General features: G+C 42.3%; 20 protein-coding genes. 11 read left to right on the forward strand and 9 right to left on the reverse strand.

Translation table 11 applies throughout. The features are described from left to right. Nucleotides 1-245: 245 nt before the first annotated feature. Complete coding sequence (locus L4C33_RS09160; protein WP_428812131.1) at nt 246-1,208, forward strand: porin; 963 nt, start codon at nt 246-248, stop codon at nt 1,206-1,208. Nucleotides 1,209-1,458: 250 nt separating this feature from the next. Continuing rightward, nucleotides 1,459-3,198 carry a glycoside hydrolase family 36 protein gene (locus L4C33_RS09165; RefSeq protein ID WP_428812132.1) on the forward strand — a complete coding sequence of 580 codons (1,740 nt, stop codon included), beginning with the start codon at nt 1,459-1,461 and terminating at the stop codon, nt 3,196-3,198. A 132-nt stretch (nt 3,199-3,330) separates the two neighbouring features. Here the strand turns inward: L4C33_RS09165 and L4C33_RS09170 are convergent, their stop codons facing one another. Together L4C33_RS09170 and L4C33_RS09175 are read right to left on the reverse strand one after the other, a co-directional pair. Beyond that, a complete protein-coding gene (locus L4C33_RS09170) occupies nt 3,331-4,530 on the reverse strand; it encodes a putative manganese transporter (protein WP_428812133.1) in 1,200 nt (399 codons plus the stop codon). Between the two features lie 106 nt (nt 4,531-4,636). Then, nucleotides 4,637-5,362 carry a transporter substrate-binding domain-containing protein gene (locus L4C33_RS09175; protein WP_428812134.1) on the reverse strand — a complete coding sequence of 242 codons (726 nt, stop codon included), beginning with the start codon at nt 5,360-5,362 and terminating at the stop codon, nt 4,637-4,639. 220 nt (nt 5,363-5,582) lie between these two features. Between L4C33_RS09175 and L4C33_RS09180 the strand changes: the two genes are divergently transcribed. After that, the gene (locus L4C33_RS09180; protein ID WP_428812135.1) at nt 5,583-6,488 is read left to right on the forward strand and encodes a manganese-dependent inorganic pyrophosphatase; all 906 of its coding nucleotides are present in this window, start codon (nt 5,583-5,585) and stop codon (nt 6,486-6,488) included. Nucleotides 6,489-6,627: 139 nt separating this feature from the next. After that, nucleotides 6,628-7,017 (forward strand): DUF2750 domain-containing protein, encoded by a 390-nt coding sequence (locus L4C33_RS09185; protein WP_428812136.1) that lies wholly within the window; start codon nt 6,628-6,630, stop codon nt 7,015-7,017. 67 nt (nt 7,018-7,084) lie between these two features. Here L4C33_RS09185 and L4C33_RS09190 read toward each other — a convergent pair whose 3' ends face one another. The 7 genes from L4C33_RS09190 to pspF form a co-directional block, all read right to left on the reverse strand. After that, nucleotides 7,085-7,807 carry a DUF2927 domain-containing protein gene (locus L4C33_RS09190; RefSeq protein ID WP_428812149.1) on the reverse strand — a complete coding sequence of 241 codons (723 nt, stop codon included), beginning with the start codon at nt 7,805-7,807 and terminating at the stop codon, nt 7,085-7,087. 98 nt (nt 7,808-7,905) lie between these two features. Further along, the gene (locus L4C33_RS09195; RefSeq protein ID WP_428812137.1) at nt 7,906-8,688 is read right to left on the reverse strand and encodes a peptide ABC transporter ATP-binding protein; all 783 of its coding nucleotides are present in this window, start codon (nt 8,686-8,688) and stop codon (nt 7,906-7,908) included. Beyond that, nucleotides 8,685-9,686: a peptide ABC transporter ATP-binding protein gene (locus L4C33_RS09200; RefSeq protein WP_428812138.1), complete on the reverse strand. Its 1,002-nt coding sequence runs from the start codon at nt 9,684-9,686 to the stop codon at nt 8,685-8,687. Before L4C33_RS09200 ends, L4C33_RS09195 begins: the two co-directional genes overlap by 4 nt. Continuing rightward, complete coding sequence (gene sapC / locus L4C33_RS09205; protein WP_428812139.1) at nt 9,686-10,573, reverse strand: putrescine export ABC transporter permease SapC; 888 nt, start codon at nt 10,571-10,573, stop codon at nt 9,686-9,688. Before sapC ends, L4C33_RS09200 begins: the two co-directional genes overlap by 1 nt. After that, nucleotides 10,560-11,522 (reverse strand): ABC transporter permease, encoded by a 963-nt coding sequence (locus L4C33_RS09210; RefSeq protein WP_428812140.1) that lies wholly within the window; start codon nt 11,520-11,522, stop codon nt 10,560-10,562. Before L4C33_RS09210 ends, sapC begins: the two co-directional genes overlap by 14 nt. Further along, the gene (sapA, locus tag L4C33_RS09215; protein WP_428812141.1) at nt 11,522-13,144 is read right to left on the reverse strand and encodes an ABC transporter substrate-binding protein SapA; all 1,623 of its coding nucleotides are present in this window, start codon (nt 13,142-13,144) and stop codon (nt 11,522-11,524) included. Before sapA ends, L4C33_RS09210 begins: the two co-directional genes overlap by 1 nt. A gap of 102 nt (nt 13,145-13,246) precedes the next feature. Further along, complete coding sequence (pspF, locus tag L4C33_RS09220) at nt 13,247-14,251, reverse strand: phage shock protein operon transcriptional activator (protein ID WP_428812142.1); 1,005 nt, start codon at nt 14,249-14,251, stop codon at nt 13,247-13,249. 180 nt (nt 14,252-14,431) lie between these two features. Here pspF and pspA point away from each other — a divergent pair, with 180 nt between their 5' ends. From pspA to L4C33_RS09255, 7 genes are all read left to right on the forward strand, one after another. Then, complete coding sequence (gene pspA / locus L4C33_RS09225) at nt 14,432-15,103, forward strand: phage shock protein PspA (RefSeq protein ID WP_428812143.1); 672 nt, start codon at nt 14,432-14,434, stop codon at nt 15,101-15,103. Between the two features lie 13 nt (nt 15,104-15,116). Further along, the gene (gene pspB / locus L4C33_RS09230) at nt 15,117-15,350 is read left to right on the forward strand and encodes an envelope stress response membrane protein PspB (protein ID WP_428812144.1); all 234 of its coding nucleotides are present in this window, start codon (nt 15,117-15,119) and stop codon (nt 15,348-15,350) included. Further along, nucleotides 15,343-15,729, forward strand: coding sequence for an envelope stress response membrane protein PspC (pspC, locus tag L4C33_RS09235; RefSeq protein WP_428812145.1), 387 nt, complete (start codon nt 15,343-15,345; stop codon nt 15,727-15,729). The genes pspB and pspC overlap by 8 nt, the downstream gene beginning before the upstream one ends. Nucleotides 15,730-15,883: 154 nt before the next feature. After that, nucleotides 15,884-16,918 (forward strand): efflux RND transporter periplasmic adaptor subunit, encoded by a 1,035-nt coding sequence (locus L4C33_RS09240; protein WP_428812146.1) that lies wholly within the window; start codon nt 15,884-15,886, stop codon nt 16,916-16,918. Nucleotide 16,919: 1 nt separating this feature from the next. Further along, nucleotides 16,920-18,005, forward strand: a complete 1,086-nt coding sequence (locus L4C33_RS09245; RefSeq protein ID WP_489686432.1) for an efflux RND transporter periplasmic adaptor subunit — start codon at nt 16,920-16,922, stop codon at nt 18,003-18,005. Further along, a complete protein-coding gene (locus L4C33_RS09250; RefSeq protein WP_428812147.1) occupies nt 17,998-21,093 on the forward strand; it encodes an efflux RND transporter permease subunit in 3,096 nt (1,031 codons plus the stop codon). Before L4C33_RS09245 ends, L4C33_RS09250 begins: the two co-directional genes overlap by 8 nt. A gap of 74 nt (nt 21,094-21,167) precedes the next feature. Further along, a complete protein-coding gene (locus L4C33_RS09255) occupies nt 21,168-21,731 on the forward strand; it encodes a DNA-3-methyladenine glycosylase I (protein WP_428812148.1) in 564 nt (187 codons plus the stop codon). Nucleotides 21,732-21,888: the final 157 nt, after the last annotated feature.

Consider the following 21,888-nt stretch of genomic DNA (forward strand, 5'->3'; position numbering starts at 1 on the left):
ATGTTTAACCGGAACTAATTAGTGGTGGTCATATAGATACGTTGGTGTGACGGGGATCTACAAGAATTAGAGGTTTGGGCTGATTTTTGTCCGATATTTATATTGCTTTAGATTTTTAGTTTTAGTTGGTGCGTCTCATTGAGAGTGTATGATTTGTTAATTGGGATTGGCTTATTTAATTTTGCTGTCAGGGCGATGAGGAGGAAACTCCGCTCATAAATAAATATTTATAGGACAGTATAAAAATGAAAAAGACAGCAGTAGCAGTTGCACTATCTCTAGTAACGGGTTCAGCGTTTGCAGTAGAAGCTTTATCGGGTGATCAATTCACTGTATCTGGTGAGGTTGCAGTTGGTGGTTACTATGACTCTAGCCTTAACGATGATGAAGTTTATAACGGTGGTGTTACCGGTTTTGATATTTTCACTGATTACGAAAACGGCAATATTGTTGGTAAGTTTGGTGGTGAGTTTGATATTGAGAATGACTACGGTACATCTCAGTCGACATTTACAATTACAGATACTTGGGTTGGTTACAAAACTGATTTAGGTGTTGCTTCTATTGGTTACGCAAATGATACTGCACTTGATGCAATTGATGGTGCCGCTGACCAAACAATTGAATTTTTATGGTCTCCTTCTGACGCATCTGACGCTCGCCAAGTCGTTAAATTTGAGGGCAATAAAGAAGGGTTAATTTACGGTATTTCTTATTTTGGAGATCGTAATTACCACGATGAGAACTCTGCAGAACCTGCAATCAAACAAGATGGTATAAATGGCTACTTAGGTTATGGTACTGAGGTGTTTACAGTAAATCTTGGCTACGAAGACAACGGTAAAGCTGAAGGTCATGTGGCTCTTGCTGATCAAACTGATAAGTTGATGATTGTAAACGGTACAGTGACCTCTGGTGATTTTGGTATTGGTGCTACATTCGGAGAAGAAGAGTTTGCRGATGGTACTAAAGTACAACTAGTAAATACTTCTGTTGGTTACACTATGGAGCAAGTTTACCTAGCTGCTGGTTACGTAATCGTAGAAGACACTCGTGAAGCTGTTAACGTTGGTGGTTCTTATGCATTCACTAACAACTTCTCTGCACTAGTTGATATTGCTTACCATGTTTCTGACGAAGGCAAAGTTAAGAACAACATCGAAAAAGGTGATTTAGAGTCGTTTGTTAAACTAGCGTACTCATTCTAATCTCTTTTTGATTTGAATTTATGGCCCTTATTAGGGCCATTTTAAGCTGGATGCTTAAGCAATTAATCCACTGCCTTTTTACCCTCCGGAGCTGGAGGGTTTTTTCGTTTTATRGATTGAAAGAGTTGCTGTCAGGATCTATTGCGCACAAAGTGAATATGCTCACGCTTTGTCATTGAGCTATTAGTGACTATAAGCTTTGCGTGCTCTAATTATGCCAACTGATAGTTGTATAAATTTGTAGGAATACATGCCTCTTACCATTCATTTGAATAACCATTTCAATGTTGAAGTCCTTTCTCATAATCTTATTGTTAGCCAAAAAAACAAGCAGATCTATTTTGCACTCAGTGACCAGTATGCTGAAGAGCTAGATGAACGTTTTCAACTCGCAAAAGTTGTATCACCAATTGAACACCAAGCCAATATACTAGGCGATGGCTTTCAAATGCTTGCACAAACGGGTGGTACAGCAGAGCGACCTATAGACATAGGAAGATGCCCTGATAACAATCTGAGCTACCGTATTTACGATATCGATTCGCCAAAGCGTTTTTACAATTACTTGGTCATCGAGCAGTCAAATGGTTTTACGCTATATGGTTTTACGTCTTGTCGCTCGTTCGCAGGGTATTTCGAGATAGATAAGTTGGGTCAAGATGCGAGCGTAACGGCTCATATTGATGGGGAAAGCGTAAAAGCGCAGGACAGAACTGACAAACAACTTGAAAGCCTTTGTGTATTACATGGCGATACTCTAGAAGCTGTGTATCAGGAATACTGCATCTTAATCAACCAGAACCATCAACCTCGATTTGGTATAACAAAAGCAGCGCCTGTCGGTTGGTGCTCTTGGTATGCTTATTACGCCGATGTTAGTGAGATGGATATTCGAAACAACCTGAAAAGTATGCAGGGGCCATTGAACGATGTTGAGTGGGTGCTATTGGATGATGGCTATCAGGCTTTTATGGGTGATTGGCTTACACCATCAGACAAATTCTCGAATGGTGTAAAAGAGCTTATTGCAGATATAAAGTCACACGGTAAAAAGCCTGCTATTTGGCTAGCTCCCTTTATAGCGCAACCTGAATCAGATCTTTTTCAAAATCACCCTGATTGGTTTGTACGAAGCTTCGATGGTGAGCTGCTCAAAGCTGAGGATGTTACTTATGGTGGTTGGCGTTGTACGCCTTGGTATATTCTCGATACCTCTCATCCTGAGGTTCAGCAGCATCTTGAGCATGTGGTTAAAACGATGCGTGAAGAATGGGGTGTTGAGTTGTTTAAGCTAGACGCCAACTATTGGGGCACACTCAAAGGTTCGCGTTTTATTAAAGGTGTGACTGGAGTTGAAGCCTATCGACTTGGGATGCAAGCGATAGCAAGAGGAGCTGGGGATGGATGGCTATTAGGCTGCAATGCTCCAATGTGGCCATCGCTAGGAGCGGTGGACGCAATGCGCGTTTCTGATGACGTAGAACGCAGACCGGAACGTTTTGAACAAATTGCAAAAGAGACTTTTTACAGAAGTTGGCAACACCGCAAGTTATGGCAAATAGATCCTGACTGCGTAACGTTGACTTCGCTTGCTAACCAAGCAACGGATCGTCATAGCTACGAGTTCCATCGGGATGCAATTTTGGCTTCTGCTGGTTTGCTACTTAGTGGTGATCCGCTGCCTGATATGACCAAGTTTGCTTTGGATACTTTTAACAAGTTGATCGAGAGACAAAAGCTGAATCAACAGAGTACTTCATTCAAGTCTTTGAGCCTCAATCATGCACACCTCAAACTAGATGAGCATAGCCAATTAGATTGTTTATTCAACTTTGACACTGAAGCTAAAGAGTTTACGTTAACGAATGAAAAACCTGTCCATTGGTATGATTACTGGTCTGGCAATAAGCTTACTACTGAACCTAGCTCATGGTTAGAAGTGACAATTAGCGCAGGGCTGTCTTCGAAAGTTATTCTTTCTAAAAGTTAAAGGCGGGCGTTATTTCTTTGCTATTGAAATAGGCGAGGGTTAGTCATTGTTGAAAGTCACTGATTTGAATCGATATCCTTGAATGAATAGTGATACTTAAGGATATCGCTCAAATTATTTTGTTGTGATTTATTAGCGCTCAAACAGGAAGAAATAACCGTAACCCACAACAAGCGCAGGCAAAGCCGAATAAACAGTCGCAACGGCTGCGGCTCTCGGTGCCATTGCTATGGCAGGGAAAAGTGCATCACCATCATTTGAAATCGCGTTAGATATTTGAGCTGATAAAGGCATCACGCCCGAAAGGTATAAGCTTGTTACTAGGATCTGAGGCCCACATCCTGGCAGTAACCCTACCGCTAATCCAACTAGTGGCATCCAAATTCCCCAACCAGACACTAATGCGACGAGGTCTAAATTTGTAAAGAAGATCGAAAGTTCAAACATCAAGAACGCGACGATTACCCATGCGCTTACAAAGTTCGTGTCCTGTGCGGTTTTTTGCATAGGGTGAGATGAGCCTGCTTTTTTATCTTCAGCAACAGTAGACTGATAATCTTTAATGTCTTTAGTTAAAGACCACAGCAGCATGCTAACGATAGCGAGGAGAGCGCCCGCCCATTCAATGGTTGATTCTTGAAGCTGAAATAGTTGGTTAACATCGACCTGGAAAGAGCCGAGTAGAGCAACTACTGTGGCTGGGATTAAGATCCATTTCCAGAATAGACCTTGTAAATTAATCGCTCGATGTTCAAGTTTTGTATGGGTAGTACTGTCAGGGGTCACCAACTCGCTATTGGATTTTGGTCTAAGAAAATCGTCTGCATGAAATAAGTTAACGATTAGGCCGCTTACTGCACCAACAACGATTCCCATAGCAACGATACCAAAACCTATTTTTGGTGAACTGGCGAGTAGTAAGAAAGCTGCGTCACCCATGGTGGAAGTTAACACTGCTACGACGGAGCCAAACCCGACTCGACCATTAATAAATTGTGTCGTAACGACTATTGCCCCGCCACAACCTGGTAAGGCTCCAAGCATGGATGCGAAGACAACTTGATGAGAACGTGAAGAGTGGTAAAGGGCAATTAATTTGTTTTTGCTGCTCATTAGTTTAGAAAGGTGATGATAGATCGCCAAAGTGAAAGCAACGTAACAAGATACAGCCCAAAAAGAATCGGATAATGTAGCCACCGTAATTTCACGCGTCGCGGGTGCTGCAACCAAAGCAATCAATACTATAGGTAATAGCAATCGCTTATATGTGAGTTGAAAGCCAGCGATCGACGGGAGGTTTGTTACGTAGTGATCAAAGTTAAAGGAGTTCATATTCAAACCAATGCAAATGAGAATTATTATCAGTATATGTAAGTGATAATTATTCGCAACTGTGTTTTTTGGTTTTTTGTCACAATCTGAGTGATTTTATGAGACGCTATTTGTATTGCTCTAGCAATTGATCGTATTCCCCTGATTTTTTTATATGGTGTAATCCGATCATAAACTGAACAAGTAACGTGTGTTTATTAGGGTGATCCTTTGCAACAGCAAGATAAACGGGTTTTATCATCAAACTTCGGTCGACGAAGTAGAAAAGGTCAGGATCTAATCCCAATTTGTGTATTGTATGAATGGCTGCTCGTTCGTCTGCAATAATAGCGTCGATACGCTTAGCTCTGAGCTTTCTAATATTGGTAGCTAAATCACTGCCAACTTCTCGTGAGAAGTACTTAGAATTATTGAAATCTTTCCCATAGCCGTATTCTTCTATCACCCCAACAGTCATACCTTTCAATGACTCAAAATCGCGGTATTCGAATTTATTATCTCTCAGTACGATAAATTTTAGATGCACCATTAAATAAGGGACACTGAAAGCTAACGAGTCTGTGCGGTTATTTGACCACCAAACAGAGACCATTGCGTCTTTCTGTAAATGCTTAACTTCCTTGAGTGAACGTAACCAGGGCTTTATTTCCAATTCTAGGGAGTAACCTTGTGAACGATAGGCTGCTGACACTATATCAATGGCTAAACCTGAATTGGCATTACCGAAAACGTAGGGAGGCCAAGTAGCCTGAGTCGCGTGAATTAATTTGTCATTTGAAAGTGTATGAAATGGAAAGAGAAACAACGCTAACGTAAGCACTACTCGGTACATAAATTTCCCCCCTGACAGTACCTTAAGTCTAGACAAGTTATTTAAAGGTGAAGATCAATTTATACGCTTCGTCGAGAGTGGTTAGGGGATATAGGTCGAAAGTTAAAATCTGTTACGTCATAGGGAATGACAAATTTTAAAAATCAGGTAAAGTAATGGGCTTTGTGAGCAAATTTATCTACAAGATAGTAGATTTCAATAGAGTTGAATAGGAAGAAAGATGATTCTAGTTGTCGGTCATAAGAACCCAGATAGCGATAGTATTTGTAGTGCACTAGTGGCAACTGAGCTTTTAAAAGCTCGTGGCCAAGAAGCTATGCCAATCCGCCAAGGCGAAATCAATCGCGAAACTCAGCACATTCTAGAAGTTGCAGATGCGCAATCTCCTGAGCTACGTACTTCAGTAGCAGGTGAAAAAATTTGGCTAGTAGATTACTCAGATCTAGCTCAAGCACCTGATGATGTAGCTGAAGCCGAAATCTTAGGTATCGTCGATCACCACCGTCTAGGTGACGTGATGACAGTAAACCCGATGGAAGCTTGGATCTGGCCTGTAGGCTGTACTAACACAGTTCTATTCAACATGTTCAAGATTGAAGGTCACTCGATCTCTCAACAGATCGCTAAACTTATGATGTCTGCAATTCTTTCAGACACTGTAGGTTTTGCTTCTCCAACTTGTACTCAAAAAGATAAAGATGCAGTTGCTGAACTAGCTGAAATCGCAGACGTTCAAGACGTTGATGCATTCATCAAAGATCTTCTAATTGCGAAAACAAACATCGAAGGTCTTTCTGCAGCTGAACTTGTAGAAAAAGATCTTAAAGGCTACCCATTCAACGGTCGTGACGTTGTTGTAGGTCAAGTTGAACTTGCTACTCTTGAGCRAGTTGATGGCATGATCGAAGCGCTTGAAGCTGACCTTGAAACTCGCTGTGAAAAAGATGGTCTAGCGTTTGCTGCTGTCATGCTAACAGACATCACAACAGCTCAAACTCGTCTTCTTTACAAAGGTGAGTGGGCTGAAAAATTAGTTAAGCACGAAAAAGATGGCTTACTAATGATGGAAAATACACTAAGCCGTAAGAAACAAGGCTGGCCTTGGTTGCAAGCTGAGCTAGTGTAAATTTAGCAATACTTATATTTTGAACGCCCGCTGATTTCAGTGGGCGTTTTTATTTTATCTCGATTATATTGAATCATACCAACCTAGAAAATAGTTGGTAGAATGTACTTTAAATCAAGAACAACTCGGAAGCCCTAGCATGACAAAACAACTCGACGAGAACCAAATCTCTACAATCAGCAAGTACGATGGCGAGCAACGATTAAAATATTGCATTAAAGAGGTAGTTGCGAACCGTGAGATTTGGATTCTGACTGATGAACACGGTTGTGTAATGCTTAACACTGAAGAAGAAGACTGCGTACCTGTATGGCCAAATCAAGAGTTTGCGGAATCTTGGGCAACAGGTGACTGGAAAGAGTGTAAAGCAGAATCAATTTCTTTAAACAAATGGCATAGCCGTTGGACTGTTGGTCTAGAAGATGACGAACTGGCTGTTGTTGTATTCCCTAATGAGCTGGAAGAAGGCGTGATCCTATTCCCTGATGAGTTTGATTTTGAACTTAAAAAGCAGGCGTCAAAACGCTAGTTTTTTAATGGCAGTTTTAGCTATGCTTATACTGCCGTGACCAAGCAATACACCGAATAAGCTTTAACTAATAACCAGCAAGTATGAATAATGGTGCTTGTGAGGATATGGTTGAAGCTTTTTTTAGCACTCCAGTACGTTCGTACCTCTTTAATATTTTTCTCACGGTAGGCTGCAATTGCTGCTGAGTCATGCCGACTTTCAGCTCTGGCTCGTATAAAAGCTTCAATAGTACGACATCAAGTGGAGATAATAGATCATCAGGGGTTTGGTCATTGAAAATTGATGGGTAGGCATCTTCGGAGTCATTAGGTAGCCCAAGCACCTGGGTGATTTCTTCAACTATACAGGCTAATAGTTTTCCATTTTCACGAGCGTGATCCACTGGTATTACAATACCTGCTCGGACGATTTCATTCTTACTATTTGTCGCGTAGCCTGCAGTGCAAATGGCATTTCTTAGATGATCGGTAGACTTCACACCGGTAATATTTGGTACTTCTTCAATCCAACGTGACTCTCGCGTAAATAGCCATTTAATGTTCGCCTGAGACTCATGTTTAACGAGCTGGATGGACAAACCTGTAACTTGCTCTAGATGTTGTAAATGCATTTCAGTGAGCTCTTGATGAAGCTCTTGATCACCGACGCGGTGGTCAATCCATACCTTGAGTGGTTTGTTCCATTTAGAGAGCGGTTTAGAGCCACTGGCGTATTCATTTTTCAATGCGACTTGATAGAACGCGTTTTCAACAAAGGCAGGGTCTAACCAAGTCAATCCGGTTGCCATGGCTAAATTTATTGGAAGAGCAAGAACAACAATAGCTGCAAGCTTTACATTAAGCAGACGAAATAAAAGCATCCTTGCTCCTTCGATAATATTCAATTCTAGTGGCAAGGAGCCTTGAAGAAATGACTTTCAACCAGTCGCTGAGTTATTTGATGCGAAGGGTTAGCAAGAATTTCCTGAGTATCTCCTGATTCCACAACTGAGCCTTCATGCATCACCATGATTTTGTCCGTAATGTGTTTCACAATCCCAATATGCTGAGATACGTAAACAAAAGAAACCCCCATCTCTTCTTGTAGCTCTAGGAACAAGTTGATGATTTGTGAGCGCATTGCCATATCAAGACCGTTTAATGCTTCGTCTGCGACAATAACGGAAGGTTGTAGGATCAAAGCACGTGCAAGACATACCCTTTGCTTTTGGCCTGTAGCCAGCATCTGCGGGTAAAAATAAGCATGCTCGGGAAGCAAACCGACTCGAAGCAAAGTTTCTTTTACACGCTTCATACGAGCTTCTGGCGGCATGTTTGTATTACGTTTTAATGGGCCTTCAAGGATGCGACCGATCTGAATCCTAGGGTTCAATGACGTATTAGGATCTTGGAAAATCATTCGAATCAGCTTACAGCGAGTCGAGTAATCTTTATGTTCCAATTTTTCTCCGTTAACTCGAATTTCACCAGAAGTGGGTTCAACCATTCCTGCGAGCATTCGCGCAAGAGTGGATTTACCAGATCCATTTTGACCGATAAAGCCAATTGTTTGCCCAGCCTCTAAAGTGAAATCTACCGGCTTAACGGCCTGATGTACTTTCTTACGGAAAAGACCAGAACGAGTGGTGAATTCTTTTGCGAGTCCACTGACTTCTAATAAAGCGCTCATGATTTCTTTTTCTTCTCCATGTTTAGAGGAAAGTGACAACTGAACTTATGGTTCTTGATCCGTTTAGTATAGGGGATCTCAACACACTGTTTTTGAGCGTATGGGCAACGTGGCCCTAATCGGCAACCAATAGGTAAGTGCTGCAACGGTGGAATAGAACCAGGAAGAGATTGTAACTTCTCTTTGTGAGGAATCCAGTCACTGAAATCAGGCATCGCTTTGAGTAGAGCCACCGTATAAGGATGCTTAGGCGCGGCAAGTAGCTTACTTGTATCAGCAGACTCGACAGATTGCCCACAGTACATCACAGTAATGCGAGTTGCCCATTGAGTAATGGTAGTTAAATCATGCCCAATTAATACGATCGTTGTATTGCTCAATTGGTTCATGCGGCTTAACAGACGCAGGATTTGAGATTGCGTTATCGGATCTAAATCGTTTGTTGGTTCATCGGCAATCAATATTTTAGGCTTGGTTGCAATGGCCATAGCGATCATAACTTTCTGGCATTCACCGTCAGTGAGCTCGTAAGGGTAGCTTTCCATCAATCGCGTATGATTCTTGATACCGACTTTATGAAGTAGGCCGATAGCTTGCTTTTTACGCCACTTAAATCGCTCCCACCACTTACCTGTAAAAGATGTGGAAGGGATCGACTCGATCAATTGCCGGCCGACTTTTTCGGAAGGATCCAAACATGTTGACGGTTCTTGAAAGATCATCGCAATATCACGAGCAATGACTCGACGCCTTTCTCGTGGTGTAAGTTGGAGTAAGTCTATGTTTCCGAGCCGCATACGGTCAGCGGTAACTTTCCAGTTCTCTTTACAAACTCCGACGATTGCTTTGGCGACTAAACTTTTTCCTGAACCAGATTCACCTACTAAGCCTCGAATTTCCCCTTCAGTAAGAGTAATACTCATACGGTCTACGGCTTTTACGAGCCCTTGAGGTGTTTCAATCTCAATAGTTAGGTGACGAATATCAAGCAATGGCATTATTCGATCCCCGCATTGAGAGCCTGGCGAACGCCTTCTCCGACTAGATTTATCACGATTACCGTGAATAAAATGGCTAGCCCAGGTAGGGTTACAGTCCAAGGAGCAAGGTAGATAAGCTCAACGGAATCACCGAGTATTGAGCCCCATTCAGTACTTGGTGCCTGTGCACCTAAACCTAGAAAGCCTAATGCTGTAATGTCTAGTATCGCGACTGACAGAGCCAGTGTTATTTCGATTGCGATTACCGTCAGTACGTTTGGAAGTATTGAGTTCCACAGCAAGTAGAAATTATTGGCACCGTCTAAACGTGACGCAAGAATGTAGTCTTTTTCTACTTCGGTATGAACTGCTATGTAAACGGAGCGAACAAAGCGAGGAATAAGCGCCAAGCAAAGGGCGAGCAGAATATTGAACTCACCAAATCCTAAGAATGCAACGAAGATAATCGCAAGCAGCAATGATGGGATAGACATAACAGTGTCTAAAAGGTGGTTCAAAGTACTTGAGATAAGGCCTTTGGTCATGCCTGCTAAAACACCGATTAAGCAGCCAATAAACGCTGCAATTGCCGTAATTAGAACAGCAGCACCAAATGTCAGTTGGGAGCCAATAATAAGGCGAGAAAGAATATCTCTGCCTAGGTCATCAGTGCCTAAGAAATACTCAACAGTACCAGCCTGATTCCAAGACGGTGGAACAAGTAGATGGCCTGTTTGCTCTTGTGCATCGTGTGGTGCGAGCCAAGGTGAAGCCAGAGTCACTAAGATAATAAAAGCGAGACACCATAACCCAAACATAGCTAAGTTGTTGGCTTTAAAACTACGCCAAAATCGCTCAAATTGAGTCGGGATCTGTTCTTCTTGGTAAACGTTATTTGTTAGCATACCATTCCTTCCTTACTAACGGGTTCACCATAGCGCCGAATAGATCAGAGAATATATTGGCGGTAAGAACTAAAGTCGCAACAACCATGACACCTGCTTGAATCGAAACATAATCTTGGTTCGATAAGGCATCAAGTAACCAACGTCCAATGCCAGGCCAGTTAAAAATAGACTCTGTAATGATGGCGAGAGTCAGCATACTTGAAAGTTGCACCCCAACTTTAGGAACGATGGGCGGAATTGCATTTCTAAGTACATGTTGAGTTACGATCTCATGGGTCGATAAACCTTTAATTCTCGCCGCGCGGATATAGTTTTGAGTCATCACTTCAGCAACCGATGCTCGCATTAAACGAATAACCTGAGTAGTAGGGGCTAATGCCAATACTAAGCTGGGTAAAATTAGGTGTTGTAATACACTTTCGAAAGCGTAGGCACGGTAACGATGTTCGGAAAGAAACGCATCAATTAGGGCGAAGCCAGTGACGTGTTTAATTTCATAGAGTAGGTCGTAACGTCCGCCAACAGGGAACGCTTCGAAATGAAGAGAAAAAATCATGATCATCAATAACGCGACCCAGAATATAGGTGCGGAATAGCCGGTCATTGATGTAAATGAAATAACCGTATCGACAAACTTGCCCTGTCTCATCCCAGCTAGTGTGCCAACTGGAATACCAATAAATAGTGAAAGAACAAAGGCCACAAAACACAGCTCTAGAGTGGCAGGGAATACCATCATGAGCTCGTCAATAATAGGAACACCATGTTTACTGATACCGAAATTGAATGTCGATAATTCGGTAACGTAAGTTAGCCACCCCGGCCAAAACTCCATGATAGCCCATGGCGAGGTTTGATCTAAACGAAGCAAAGAAAACCCTACAACCGTCAAGATGGCGAGAGTAATGATGAATAGATTAATTCTTCGCAGTGTATACCACAGCATTATTTTGCCCCTCGCTCAATAAGGTCAAATGGTTGAGCATTAAATGGACTTAACCTAAAACCACTCAGTGATTTGTCATGCACTCTAAATTGAACACCATGTGCCAATGGGATAACTGGGAACTCTTCATTAAGTATGTTCTGAGCCTGATGGTATAGGTTGACTCGATGTCTTTGTTGGTTAATTTCTAATGCAAGGTCGAGCAAGAAATCAAAATCAGAATTACACCACATTGATACGTTTAGACCTGCTCGGTCAGAATCACACGAAAGTAATGGTCGTAAGAAGTTATCAGGATCGCCGGTATTACCAATCCAACCTGTAAGCAGAAGGTCGGTTGAGGAAATTGAATCAAGTTGAGTACGGTCAAATCTATCGTCGGTGTATAAAATCAGCTTTATACCAATATCGGCTAGGTTGGCCTGAATGAGTTCTGCTGTTTTTCGAGGACTTGGGTTATAAGCTCGTGGTTCCAGTGGTACCCACATAGAAAGCTCTAGGTCATCTTTAACCTCAGCTTCTTTGAGCAATGCAATGGCGTAGTTTCTGTCATAGCGAACTTGGATACTGTCTTTTTGATATGCCCAAGAGCTTGGTGGAAGCAATGTATAAGCTTTGCTTCCCGTGCCGTAATAAACTGAGTCGAGAATATTCTGGCGGTTAATAGCTAGGTTAAGCGCTTTTCTCACTCTAGAATCAGCTAAGGCAGGGTGTTCTGTATTGATAGCAATAAAAGAGACATTTACCGCAGGGGTTGCGCTTAGCTTCAAATTGTCATTTTTGTGAATGATAGGAATCTGACTAGATATAGGCGAATTCAGTACATCACATTCATTGCGTAGAAGTTTCGCTAAAGTACCTGTACCGCGTTGAGAAGTATCAAACACGACTTGAGCCATTTTAGCTGCCCCACGCCAGTAGCTGTCGTGTCTTTTCAAACGTACTAAATCATTTAACTGAAATTCACTTAGGTAGAAAGGCCCTGTTCCGACAGGCTTCGAGTCAATTAAGTCTTTTTCGTCACTAAGTATTAGCTGTTTCGCATATTCTTCTGAATGAATAACAGCGTAGCTGGTCGCGATGTTATTCAAAAATGAATTGTCAGGGCGGCTCAGCGTGAATTTAACTGTAAGATCATCAATAGCTTGAACATCAACGAGTAGGTTTTGGAAGTCGATTCCTGCAAACCATGGGTAGAGCCCGCCGCCAACGTAATGAAACGGGTGACTACTATCTATGATTCTGCGAAAACTAAACACCACATCTTTGGCATTTAATGTGCGCGTGGGTGTAAACCAATCGGTAGTTTGAAAAGCGACACCTTTACGTAACGTAAATGTGTACTCAGTACCTGATTTATTGGTGCGCCATTTAGTCGCCAAATTAGCAACAGGTCGGTAAGTTCCCGGATCGAGTTGGAGTAAGGTATCAAAGATTTGAGGGCTGAGAGACTCTGAAGTGATGCCGCTATCAACAAGCTGTGGGTTGAAAGTATATGGGTAACCTTGCCCGCAATATACGAACCCATCTTGTCGGATCTTGTCGTGGTCTAGCTCTTCGCCGCAGCCAATAAGCAGGCTAAAAGTCCATAACCCGAACGCGAGTCTTAGTAGTGCTTTCATAGAAAGAAATTTGTTGGGAAACGAGGCATTAACAGCGCCTCAAGATCTGGGTAATTTACCATTTTATTTATTCTGCTCCAATCACTTATCATTAAAGTGTGGTCATTTCTCCGTATTTTGACCGACTATTGAATATTTACGGATCATTCCTCTCAATTGGTGGTAGCTCAAGCCAAGCAGTTCAGCTGCATTCTTTTGGTTATATTTGCTGGTTTCAAGGGCTTGAGTCAGCAATCTAATGTCTTGTTCTTCTTGCCAAGCCTTGTAATCGAGAGGTAAATCAAAAACTTCACTATAAGTATGGTCGTTAGATTCCCCATTGTCATTGTGCGAGTCTCCCCAAGGCTGGTTGAATGGGTCGAAGACTAATTCGTCAATTGGGTAGTCAGCTTTACCGTGTTGATAGATGGCGCGTTCAATCACATTTTTAAGTTCTCGAACATTACCCGGCCAACCATAGTTTAGAAGAGCGTTTTCGGCGTCGTGCGTGAAGCCGACAAATAGGTCAAATTCTAGTTCTCGACACATCTTTATCGCGTAATATTCCGCTAATAATAAGATGTCTTCTTTACGTTCACGCAGTGGAGGTAAAGAAATGACATCAAAAGCCAATCGATCAAGTAAGTCTGCTCTGAAAGTACCTTGCTGCGCCATCTCAGGTAGGTTTGCATTGGTTGCGCACACCAACCTAACATTGGCATTCAGTGCTTTTTGTCCACCGACGCGTTCATATTGTCCGTATTCGATAACACGTAATAGTTTTTCTTGGACAGATAGTGGAGTTGTGGCCAGTTCATCAAGGAACAGAGTTCCGCCTTCCGCTCGCTCAAAGCGACCTTGATGGCGACCCTTTGAACCAGTAAAAGAACCTGATTCGTGACCAAACAACTCCGAATCGATTAATCCTTCACTTAGTGTTGAACAGTTTAGTGATACTAAGGGTTGGTCCCATCGTCTTGAAAGGTAATGGAGACGCTGAGCAATGAGTTCCTTACCCGTACCACGTTCACCAATGATCAGTACAGGACGCTCTATAGGGGCTAGGCGCGAAACTTTGTCGAGTACAGTGAGGAAGGATGGTGATTCGCCAATCAGATTCTGCTGCATGACTTATTTCCCTTTGAGTTGGTGAAATTTACCAAGTGTTGGTTAAATTCATCATACGATGACAGTGGGTAAATCGCTACTATTTTTAAGTGACTGAAAAGCATGAAAAAATAAGTTGGCATGAGACTTGATATATTTAAAATGAAATTAAGTAATCTTGTTTATTTTAGGAGAGTCATTATGGGTATTTTTTCTCGCTTCGCGGACATTGTAAATTCGAACATCAGCTCTCTTTTAGATAAGGCTGAAGATCCTGAAAAAATGATCCGCCTTATTATTCAGGAAATGGAAGACACACTTGTTGAAGTTCGTACAAATTCAGCAAAGGCAATTGCAGATAAGAAAGAGTTATCTCGTAAAGTCGCAGCAATGGATTCACAAATTGCTGATTGGGCACAAAAAGCGACATTAGCACTAACGAAAGGTCGCGAAGATCTCGCACGCTCAGCGCTAATTGAAAAACAAAAACTTGAAGACGTGATTAAAGGTCTACACACTGAACTTACGCTAGTCGAAGAAACTATTGATAAATTGACTGGCGAGATCAGCAAGTTAGAGACAAAAATTACTGAGACGAGAGCTAAACAACAGTCTCTAGCTATTCGTAATCAAACAGCAACGAATCGCCGTAATGTACAAAAGCATTTGCACACGAGCCGAACTCATGAAGCAATGGCTAAATTTGAGCAGTATTCACGTAAAGTAGATGAACTTGAAGCTGAAGCTGATGTGTATGCGAAAAGTGGCAGTGCAAAATCGTTAGACCAAGAATTTGCAGAGCTGCAAGCACAAGATGAAATTGAACAAGAGCTTGCAAAACTGAAGCAACAAGTTGAAAACCGAAATAAATAATTAGGAGTCATATATGTCAACATTTCTTATCGCAGGTCCATTAATTGCGTTTCTGATATTTGTTGCTCCGCTATGGCTGTTTTTACACTACCGCAGTAAGCGTAAGTCAGCGAATGGTTTGTCTGATACCGATATGCAACGCTTAAATGAGTTGTCGGAGCGTGCAGAGTCTATGCAAGCAAGAGTGGTTACGTTAGAAAAGATTCTCGATGCGGAATCTCCAAGTTGGAGAAGAAACTATGAGTAGAGAACTATACCGCGATCCAGTGAATGGCAAAGTGTCTGGTGTTTGTGCTGGCTTAGCGAATTATTTTGGCTTGGAAGTGTGGTTGGTTCGAATCCTAGTTATCTCTGCGGCATTACTGGGTGGAAGCTTTTTAGTTTTGCTAGCGTACATCGCAATGACTTTCATGCTAGAAAAGCAACCAGTGCAATACGAAGAGTCACTAAAAGCAAAGCAAGAACATAAGCTGAAAAATAAGCCTTGGGAGCAAGGACAATCTGCTGAATCCTTACTCGATACCTTAGAAGGAGACTTCAATAAAATGGAGTCGACAGTGAGAACTATGGAAGCGTATGTGACTTCAGATAGCTTCAAAGTAAACCGAGAGTTTAAGAACATTTAGAAAAGCCCCTTGGTTATTCCTAATAGCTTGAGTACACAGTTACCCAAGCTATTATTTTTTATGCGTTTTTTAGTCAATAATATGCCGTTTTTCTGGCTTCAATAAGCTTCTTCATCTATCTTAATAGTTAAATTATTGATATGGATGATCTCAAATGCATAAAGCTGCTGTCGTCTTATTCGCAACCTTAGTTGGTTTATTTGGTTGCGGAAAAGACCTCCCCCCGGTTCCTGAGCCTGATTCTAGGCCCGCCAAGCTTTTCACTGTTTCTGTAGGCAGCAACACTTTTGAAAGACAATTTCCTGCAACAACAGAAGCCGGTGACAAAGCTGTATTAGCGTTTCGTGTTCCCGGACTTCTCCAAAGCATTGATGTTAATGCCGGGCAGATGGTCGAAAAAGGGCAGACTCTCGCTCACCTCAACCCTGATGAGTACACACTTCTTCTAAAGCAAGCGAAAGCAAACTTTAAGCTCGCTGACGTTCAGTACCAACGTTACAAAAAGCTTCGTAAAGATAGAGTTGTCTCTGAACAGGACTTTGACCAAGCGAAAGCAAATCATAATTCAGCTCTTGCTGTTTTAGAGCAAGCGCAAGCTAACCTTCGTTACACTACGCTAGTCGCTCCTTATGAAGGTACCGTTTCAATTATCCCCGCTGAAAATCACGAATACATCAACGCTAAAGAAGGCGTGATGAACATTCAAACAAATCAAGTGCTGAAAGTGGTGTTCTTGCTACCGGATCATCTTCTTAATCGATTTTCTTCCGGTATAGAAAGCACGGCAACCATGACTTTTGATTCTTTCCCTAGTCGTAGTTTCCCTGTCGTTTTCCAGGAAGTAGATACTGAAGCAGATCCAACAACAGGTTCATACAAAGTAACGATGGTAATGGATAGACCGACAGATGTCGGAATATTGCCGGGTATGGCGGGCAGTGTTCGTGTTGTTGCCGACAAAGGGGATGCAACTCAAATTCCAGTTTCGGCTATTTTTGAATCCGAAGGCAAGACGTATGTTTGRCGTGTGAATTCAGACAATCTTGTTGAACAAGTGCAAGTTGAATTAAACGAAAGCCAACAAGTGCTATCGGGTTTGACTGATGGCGATCAAATCGTGACTTCTGGTGTTAGCGGTATTGAAGCTGGCATCAAGGTTCKTGAGTGGATTAAGGAGCGAGGGTTATAATATGAATCATCTAAAATCCATAGCTGCTTTAAGCTCTTTGTTTTTGTTAGCCGGGTGTAGCGAAGGTACAAATGCTCCATCCGAACAGTTACCTAAAGTTAAGATTCAAGTTCTTGAGCAACAGGCTATTACCGATAGCCTTTATTTCCCTGCCGTAGCAAATGCAGCAGAAAAGTCTCACCTGAGTTTTCGTGTTGCAGGTGAAATCAACGTTATCAATGTAAAAGAAGGCTCAAGAGTCGCCAAAGGGGACGTGATCGCTGAAATCGATCCAACCGACTATCAACTTGAAGTGAATAATGCGAGCGCTAGGTACACGGTTGTTGATAGCCAATACCGACGCTCAAGTCCGTTGGTTAAAAAAGGTCTGCTCGCTAAGTCTCAGTTTGATGAAATAGCAGCACAAAGACAGATTGCTTACGCCGAGCTTGAACTTGCGAAATTACATTTGTCGTTCACGACGTTGAAAGCGCCCGTAGACGGCATTATTTCTCGCGTTAGTGTCGATCAGTTTGAGAATATTCAAGTTGGACAGCAAGTGGTGAATATCCACAGTGTGGAAAATGTAGAGGTATTGATTCAACTGCCTGACCGTCTATATGTAAATCAGCCTACCGAGGACGACCTTTCTCGTGTTGAAGCGTTAGTTCGTGTCCCTAGCGGTAATGAATATGACGCTCGTATTAAAGAGTTCACAACAGAGCCTGACCCTAAAACGGGTACATTCACTGTAACGCTGTCTATGCCTATGCCTGAAACAGAATATGTATTAGATGGTATGGCTGTAGAGGTTACTAGCCAAGGCGATGATGTTGGTCTTAATTTGAATGCCGGAGTCCGTATTCCTGTGGAAGCGGTGTTCAATGCAGATGGTGATGCGCTGGATAAATCTCAGTCGTTTGTTTGGGTTTTACAAGACGACAATAGCGTAATGAAGCAAGTTGTTACTGTCGGTAAAGCTAGTACGGACAACTTACAAGTTTTAGAAGGTTTAGAGTTGGGTCAAAAAGTAGTCGTGGCGGGAATTGCGAGGCTAAGAGACGGAATGAAAGTAGAAGTACTGCCTCAGGAGACGATCAATGAGTGATTTGAATAATAAGCCACAAACGGATGATGAGATCACGGGCGTCGCAGCCTACTTCATTCGTAATAAAGTGATTAGCTGGATGCTATCACTGATATTTCTGATTGGCGGTGTATCTGCATTCTTTGGTTTAGGCCGTTTAGAAGACCCTGCTTTTACGATTAAAGATGCAATGGTTGTTACCTCTTACCCTGGAGCAACACCTCAGCAAGTAGAAGAGGAAGTTACGTACCCAATAGAGAAAGCGATTCAACAATTAACTTATGTTGATGAAGTTAACTCTATTTCGAGTCGTGGCTTGTCACAAATTTCTGTGACCATGAAAAACAATTACGGCCCAGACGACTTACCGCAAATTTGGGATGAGTTAAGACGTAAGGTTAATGACTTACAAGGGCAGTTGCCCCCAGGTGTTAATACACCACAAGTTATCGATGACTTTGGTGATGTATACGGTATTTTGCTCGCTGTCACTGGCGATGGGTATAGTTACAAAGAGCTCCTGGATTATATTGACTACCTAAGGCGAGAGCTGGAATTAGTCGATGGGGTCAGTAAAGTTTCGGTATCTGGTGCGCAGCAAGAGCAGGTCTTTATTGAGATATCAATGAAGAAAATCAGCTCCTTAGGACTCTCGCCTAATACTGTCTTTAATTTATTATCGACTCAAAATGTAGTTTCTGATGCTGGTGCAATTCGCATTGGTGATGAATACATTCGAATTCACCCTACCGGTGAGTTTAAAGATGTATCGCAGCTTGGAGACTTAATCCTGACTGAGGGCGGTGCTCAAGGACTTATCTATTTGAAAGACGTAGCCGAAGTCACGAGAGGTTATGTTGAAGTTCCGAGTAACATCATTGGTTATAACGGTAAACTCGCTTTAAACGTCGGTGTTTCGTTTGCTCAAGGCGTCAACGTTGTTGCGATAGGGGAAACATTTGACCGTAGGTTAGCAGAGCTTAAGTTCCAACAGCCTGTGGGAATCGATATTGCAGAAGTTTATAACCAACCTAAAGAAGTTGATAAATCAGTTAGTGGTTTTGTCGTCAGCTTAGGTCAAGCTGTTGCGATTGTTATTATCGTCCTCTTGTTCTTCATGGGGCTGCGTTCCGGCTTATTGATTGGCTTAATACTGTTACTAACAGTATTTGGTACATTTATCTTCATGCAGTATTTCAAAATCGATTTGCAGCGTATCTCACTCGGTGCGTTGGTTATCGCTTTAGGTATGCTGGTGGACAACGCCATAGTGGTGGTCGAAGGGATACTCATAGGAACCCAAAAAGGTCGGACGAGGCTGCAAGCTTCGACTGACATTGTAACGCAGACTAAGTGGCCGCTACTGGGTGCTACGGTGATCGCAGTTACTGCGTTTGCCCCTATTGGTTTGTCAGAAGATGCGACTGGTGAATATTGTGGAACTCTGTTTACCGTTCTATTGATCTCGCTAATGCTAAGTTGGTTTACGGCCATTTCTATCACGCCATTCTTTGCTGATATGTTCTTTAAAGGGCAAAAGTTGCCAGAAGGTGAGGCTGCCGACCCATACAACGGTATGGTCTTTGTTCTTTATAAGAAATTCCTAGAATTTTGTATGAATCGCGCTTGGTTGACGGTTGTTACGCTTGTTGTTGGCTTAGCAGTCAGTCTGTATGGCTTTACTCATGTGAAACAGTCTTTCTTTCCATCATCGACGACTCCACTATTCCAAGTGGATATATGGATGCCAGAAGGCACAGATATTCGAGCAACGAACACAAAACTAAAAGTGTTACAAAGCTGGTTATCAGAGCAAGAAGAAGTGGACCATGTCACCACTACGGCAGGTAAAGGCTTACAGCGTTTCATGCTGACGTATGCACCTGAAAAGAGTTATGCAGCCTACGGTGAAATTACCACCCGCGTGAAGAGTTATGAAGGCTTGCAACCTTTGATGGAGCGCTTTAGAGAGCACATCGAAGCTAGTTTTCCTGAAATCAACTACAAGCTTAAACAAATTGAACTTGGCCCTGGTGGCGGTGCGAAAATTGAAGCGCGTATTGTAGGTTCTGATCCAACAGTATTACGTGGTTTAGCAGCGCAGGTGATGGATATCATGCATGCCGACTCTGGTGCTTTTAATATTCGTCATGATTGGCGCGAACGTACCAAAGTACTAGAACCTCAGTTTAATGAAAGCCAAGCTCGTCGTTACGGTATCACTAAGTCTGATGTAGATGACTTCTTGGCGATGTCATTCTCAGGTAAATCTGTGGGTGTTTATCGTGATGGTACAACGCTAATGCCGATTGTCGCGCGTTTACCGGAAGATGAGCGAGTTGATATTCGTAACATTGAGGGAATGAAAATTTGGAGCCCTGCGTTAAGCGAATATATTCCTCTACAGCAAGTGACCCTAGGTTACGAGTTGGAATGGGAAGACCCTTTGATAATTCGTAAAAACCGTAAGCGCATGCTGACGGTATTTGCAGACCCAGATTTACTAGGTGAAGAAACGGCTTCAACACTGCAAAAACGTTTGATGCCAGCGATTGAAGCGATTGAAATGCCTCCGGGTTATTCATTGGAGTGGGGAGGAGAGTATGAGTCTTCTCGTGATGCACAAGCGTCATTGTTCACAACAATGCCACTTGGTTACTTGTTCATGTTCCTCATTACAGTGTTCTTGTTCAACTCAGTCAAAGAACCTTTGATTGTATGGCTAACCGTTCCGCTGGCTGTTATTGGTGTTACAACGGGGCTGCTCGCATTGAATACCCCATTTGGATTCATGGCTCTACTTGGTTTCTTGAGTTTATCGGGAATGCTGCTGAAAAATGGTATCGTATTGCTTGATCAAATCGAAATAGAAATGAAATCAGGTAAAGATCCGTATGTGGCTGTTGTTGATGCTGCATTGAGTCGTGTACGCCCGGTATGTATGGCTGCGATCACAACCATTTTAGGCATGATCCCACTACTTCCAGATATTTTCTTTAAACCAATGGCGGTAACCATAATGTTCGGTCTAGGTTTTGCTACCGTATTAACATTAATCGTGGTGCCTGTTCTATATAGGATTTTCCACAAGATTAAAGTACCGACTTAAAATACCAAATGAATTAAATGCCCCTTTGTTGGGGCATTTTTATAGGTAACTACAACACATTCATAGGAGTTGTCATGACTGATACAACATGTGCATGGGCAATGAACCATCCATTAGAGCGTGAATATCACGACGCTGAGTGGGGTGTGCCCGTATTCGACGATCAAAAGTTGTTCGAATTCATTACTTTAGAAGGGGCTCAAGCGGGTCTGAGTTGGATCACCATACTTAAGAAGCGTGAAGGCTATCGCAGTGCTTTTTTAAATTACGACTTGGATGCTTTAGCGGCTCTTAATGAAGATAATGTTGCCACGGTCATCGAAAATTTTGACGTGGTTAGACACAAAGGGAAAATTGCATCCGTTTATAGTAATGCTCGAGCGGCAAAAGAATTACAAGAGGAGTTCGGTTCGCTGTCTAATGCGTTATGGCAATTTGTTGATGGGAAACCAGTAATTAACCGTTGGAGCGCAATGGATCAAGTTCCGGCCTCTTCAGAAGTATCAAAAGAGATGAGTAAATTTCTTAAAAAGAGAGGTTTTAAATTCGTCGGAGAAACCATTTGTTATGCTTTCATGCAGGCTACGGGAATGGTTAATGATCATCTAACCTCCTGTCCCAAGGCTAATGTGGAATAGCGTACAGACCATGCCTTTGCACACAGTTTTAAACACTCCGAAGAAGTATTTGGTGCATTGACTTGCATATTTGCTGATTCTGTTTTTATAGTATAGGTGTGTTTTATAAATTGGGTTGAGGTATGAGCTCCCCTGGAATTATCCGATATGTATTACC

This window comes from Vibrio makurazakiensis (genome assembly GCF_050337375.1).
In the GTDB taxonomy this organism is placed as follows: domain Bacteria; phylum Pseudomonadota; class Gammaproteobacteria; order Enterobacterales; family Vibrionaceae; genus Vibrio; species Vibrio makurazakiensis.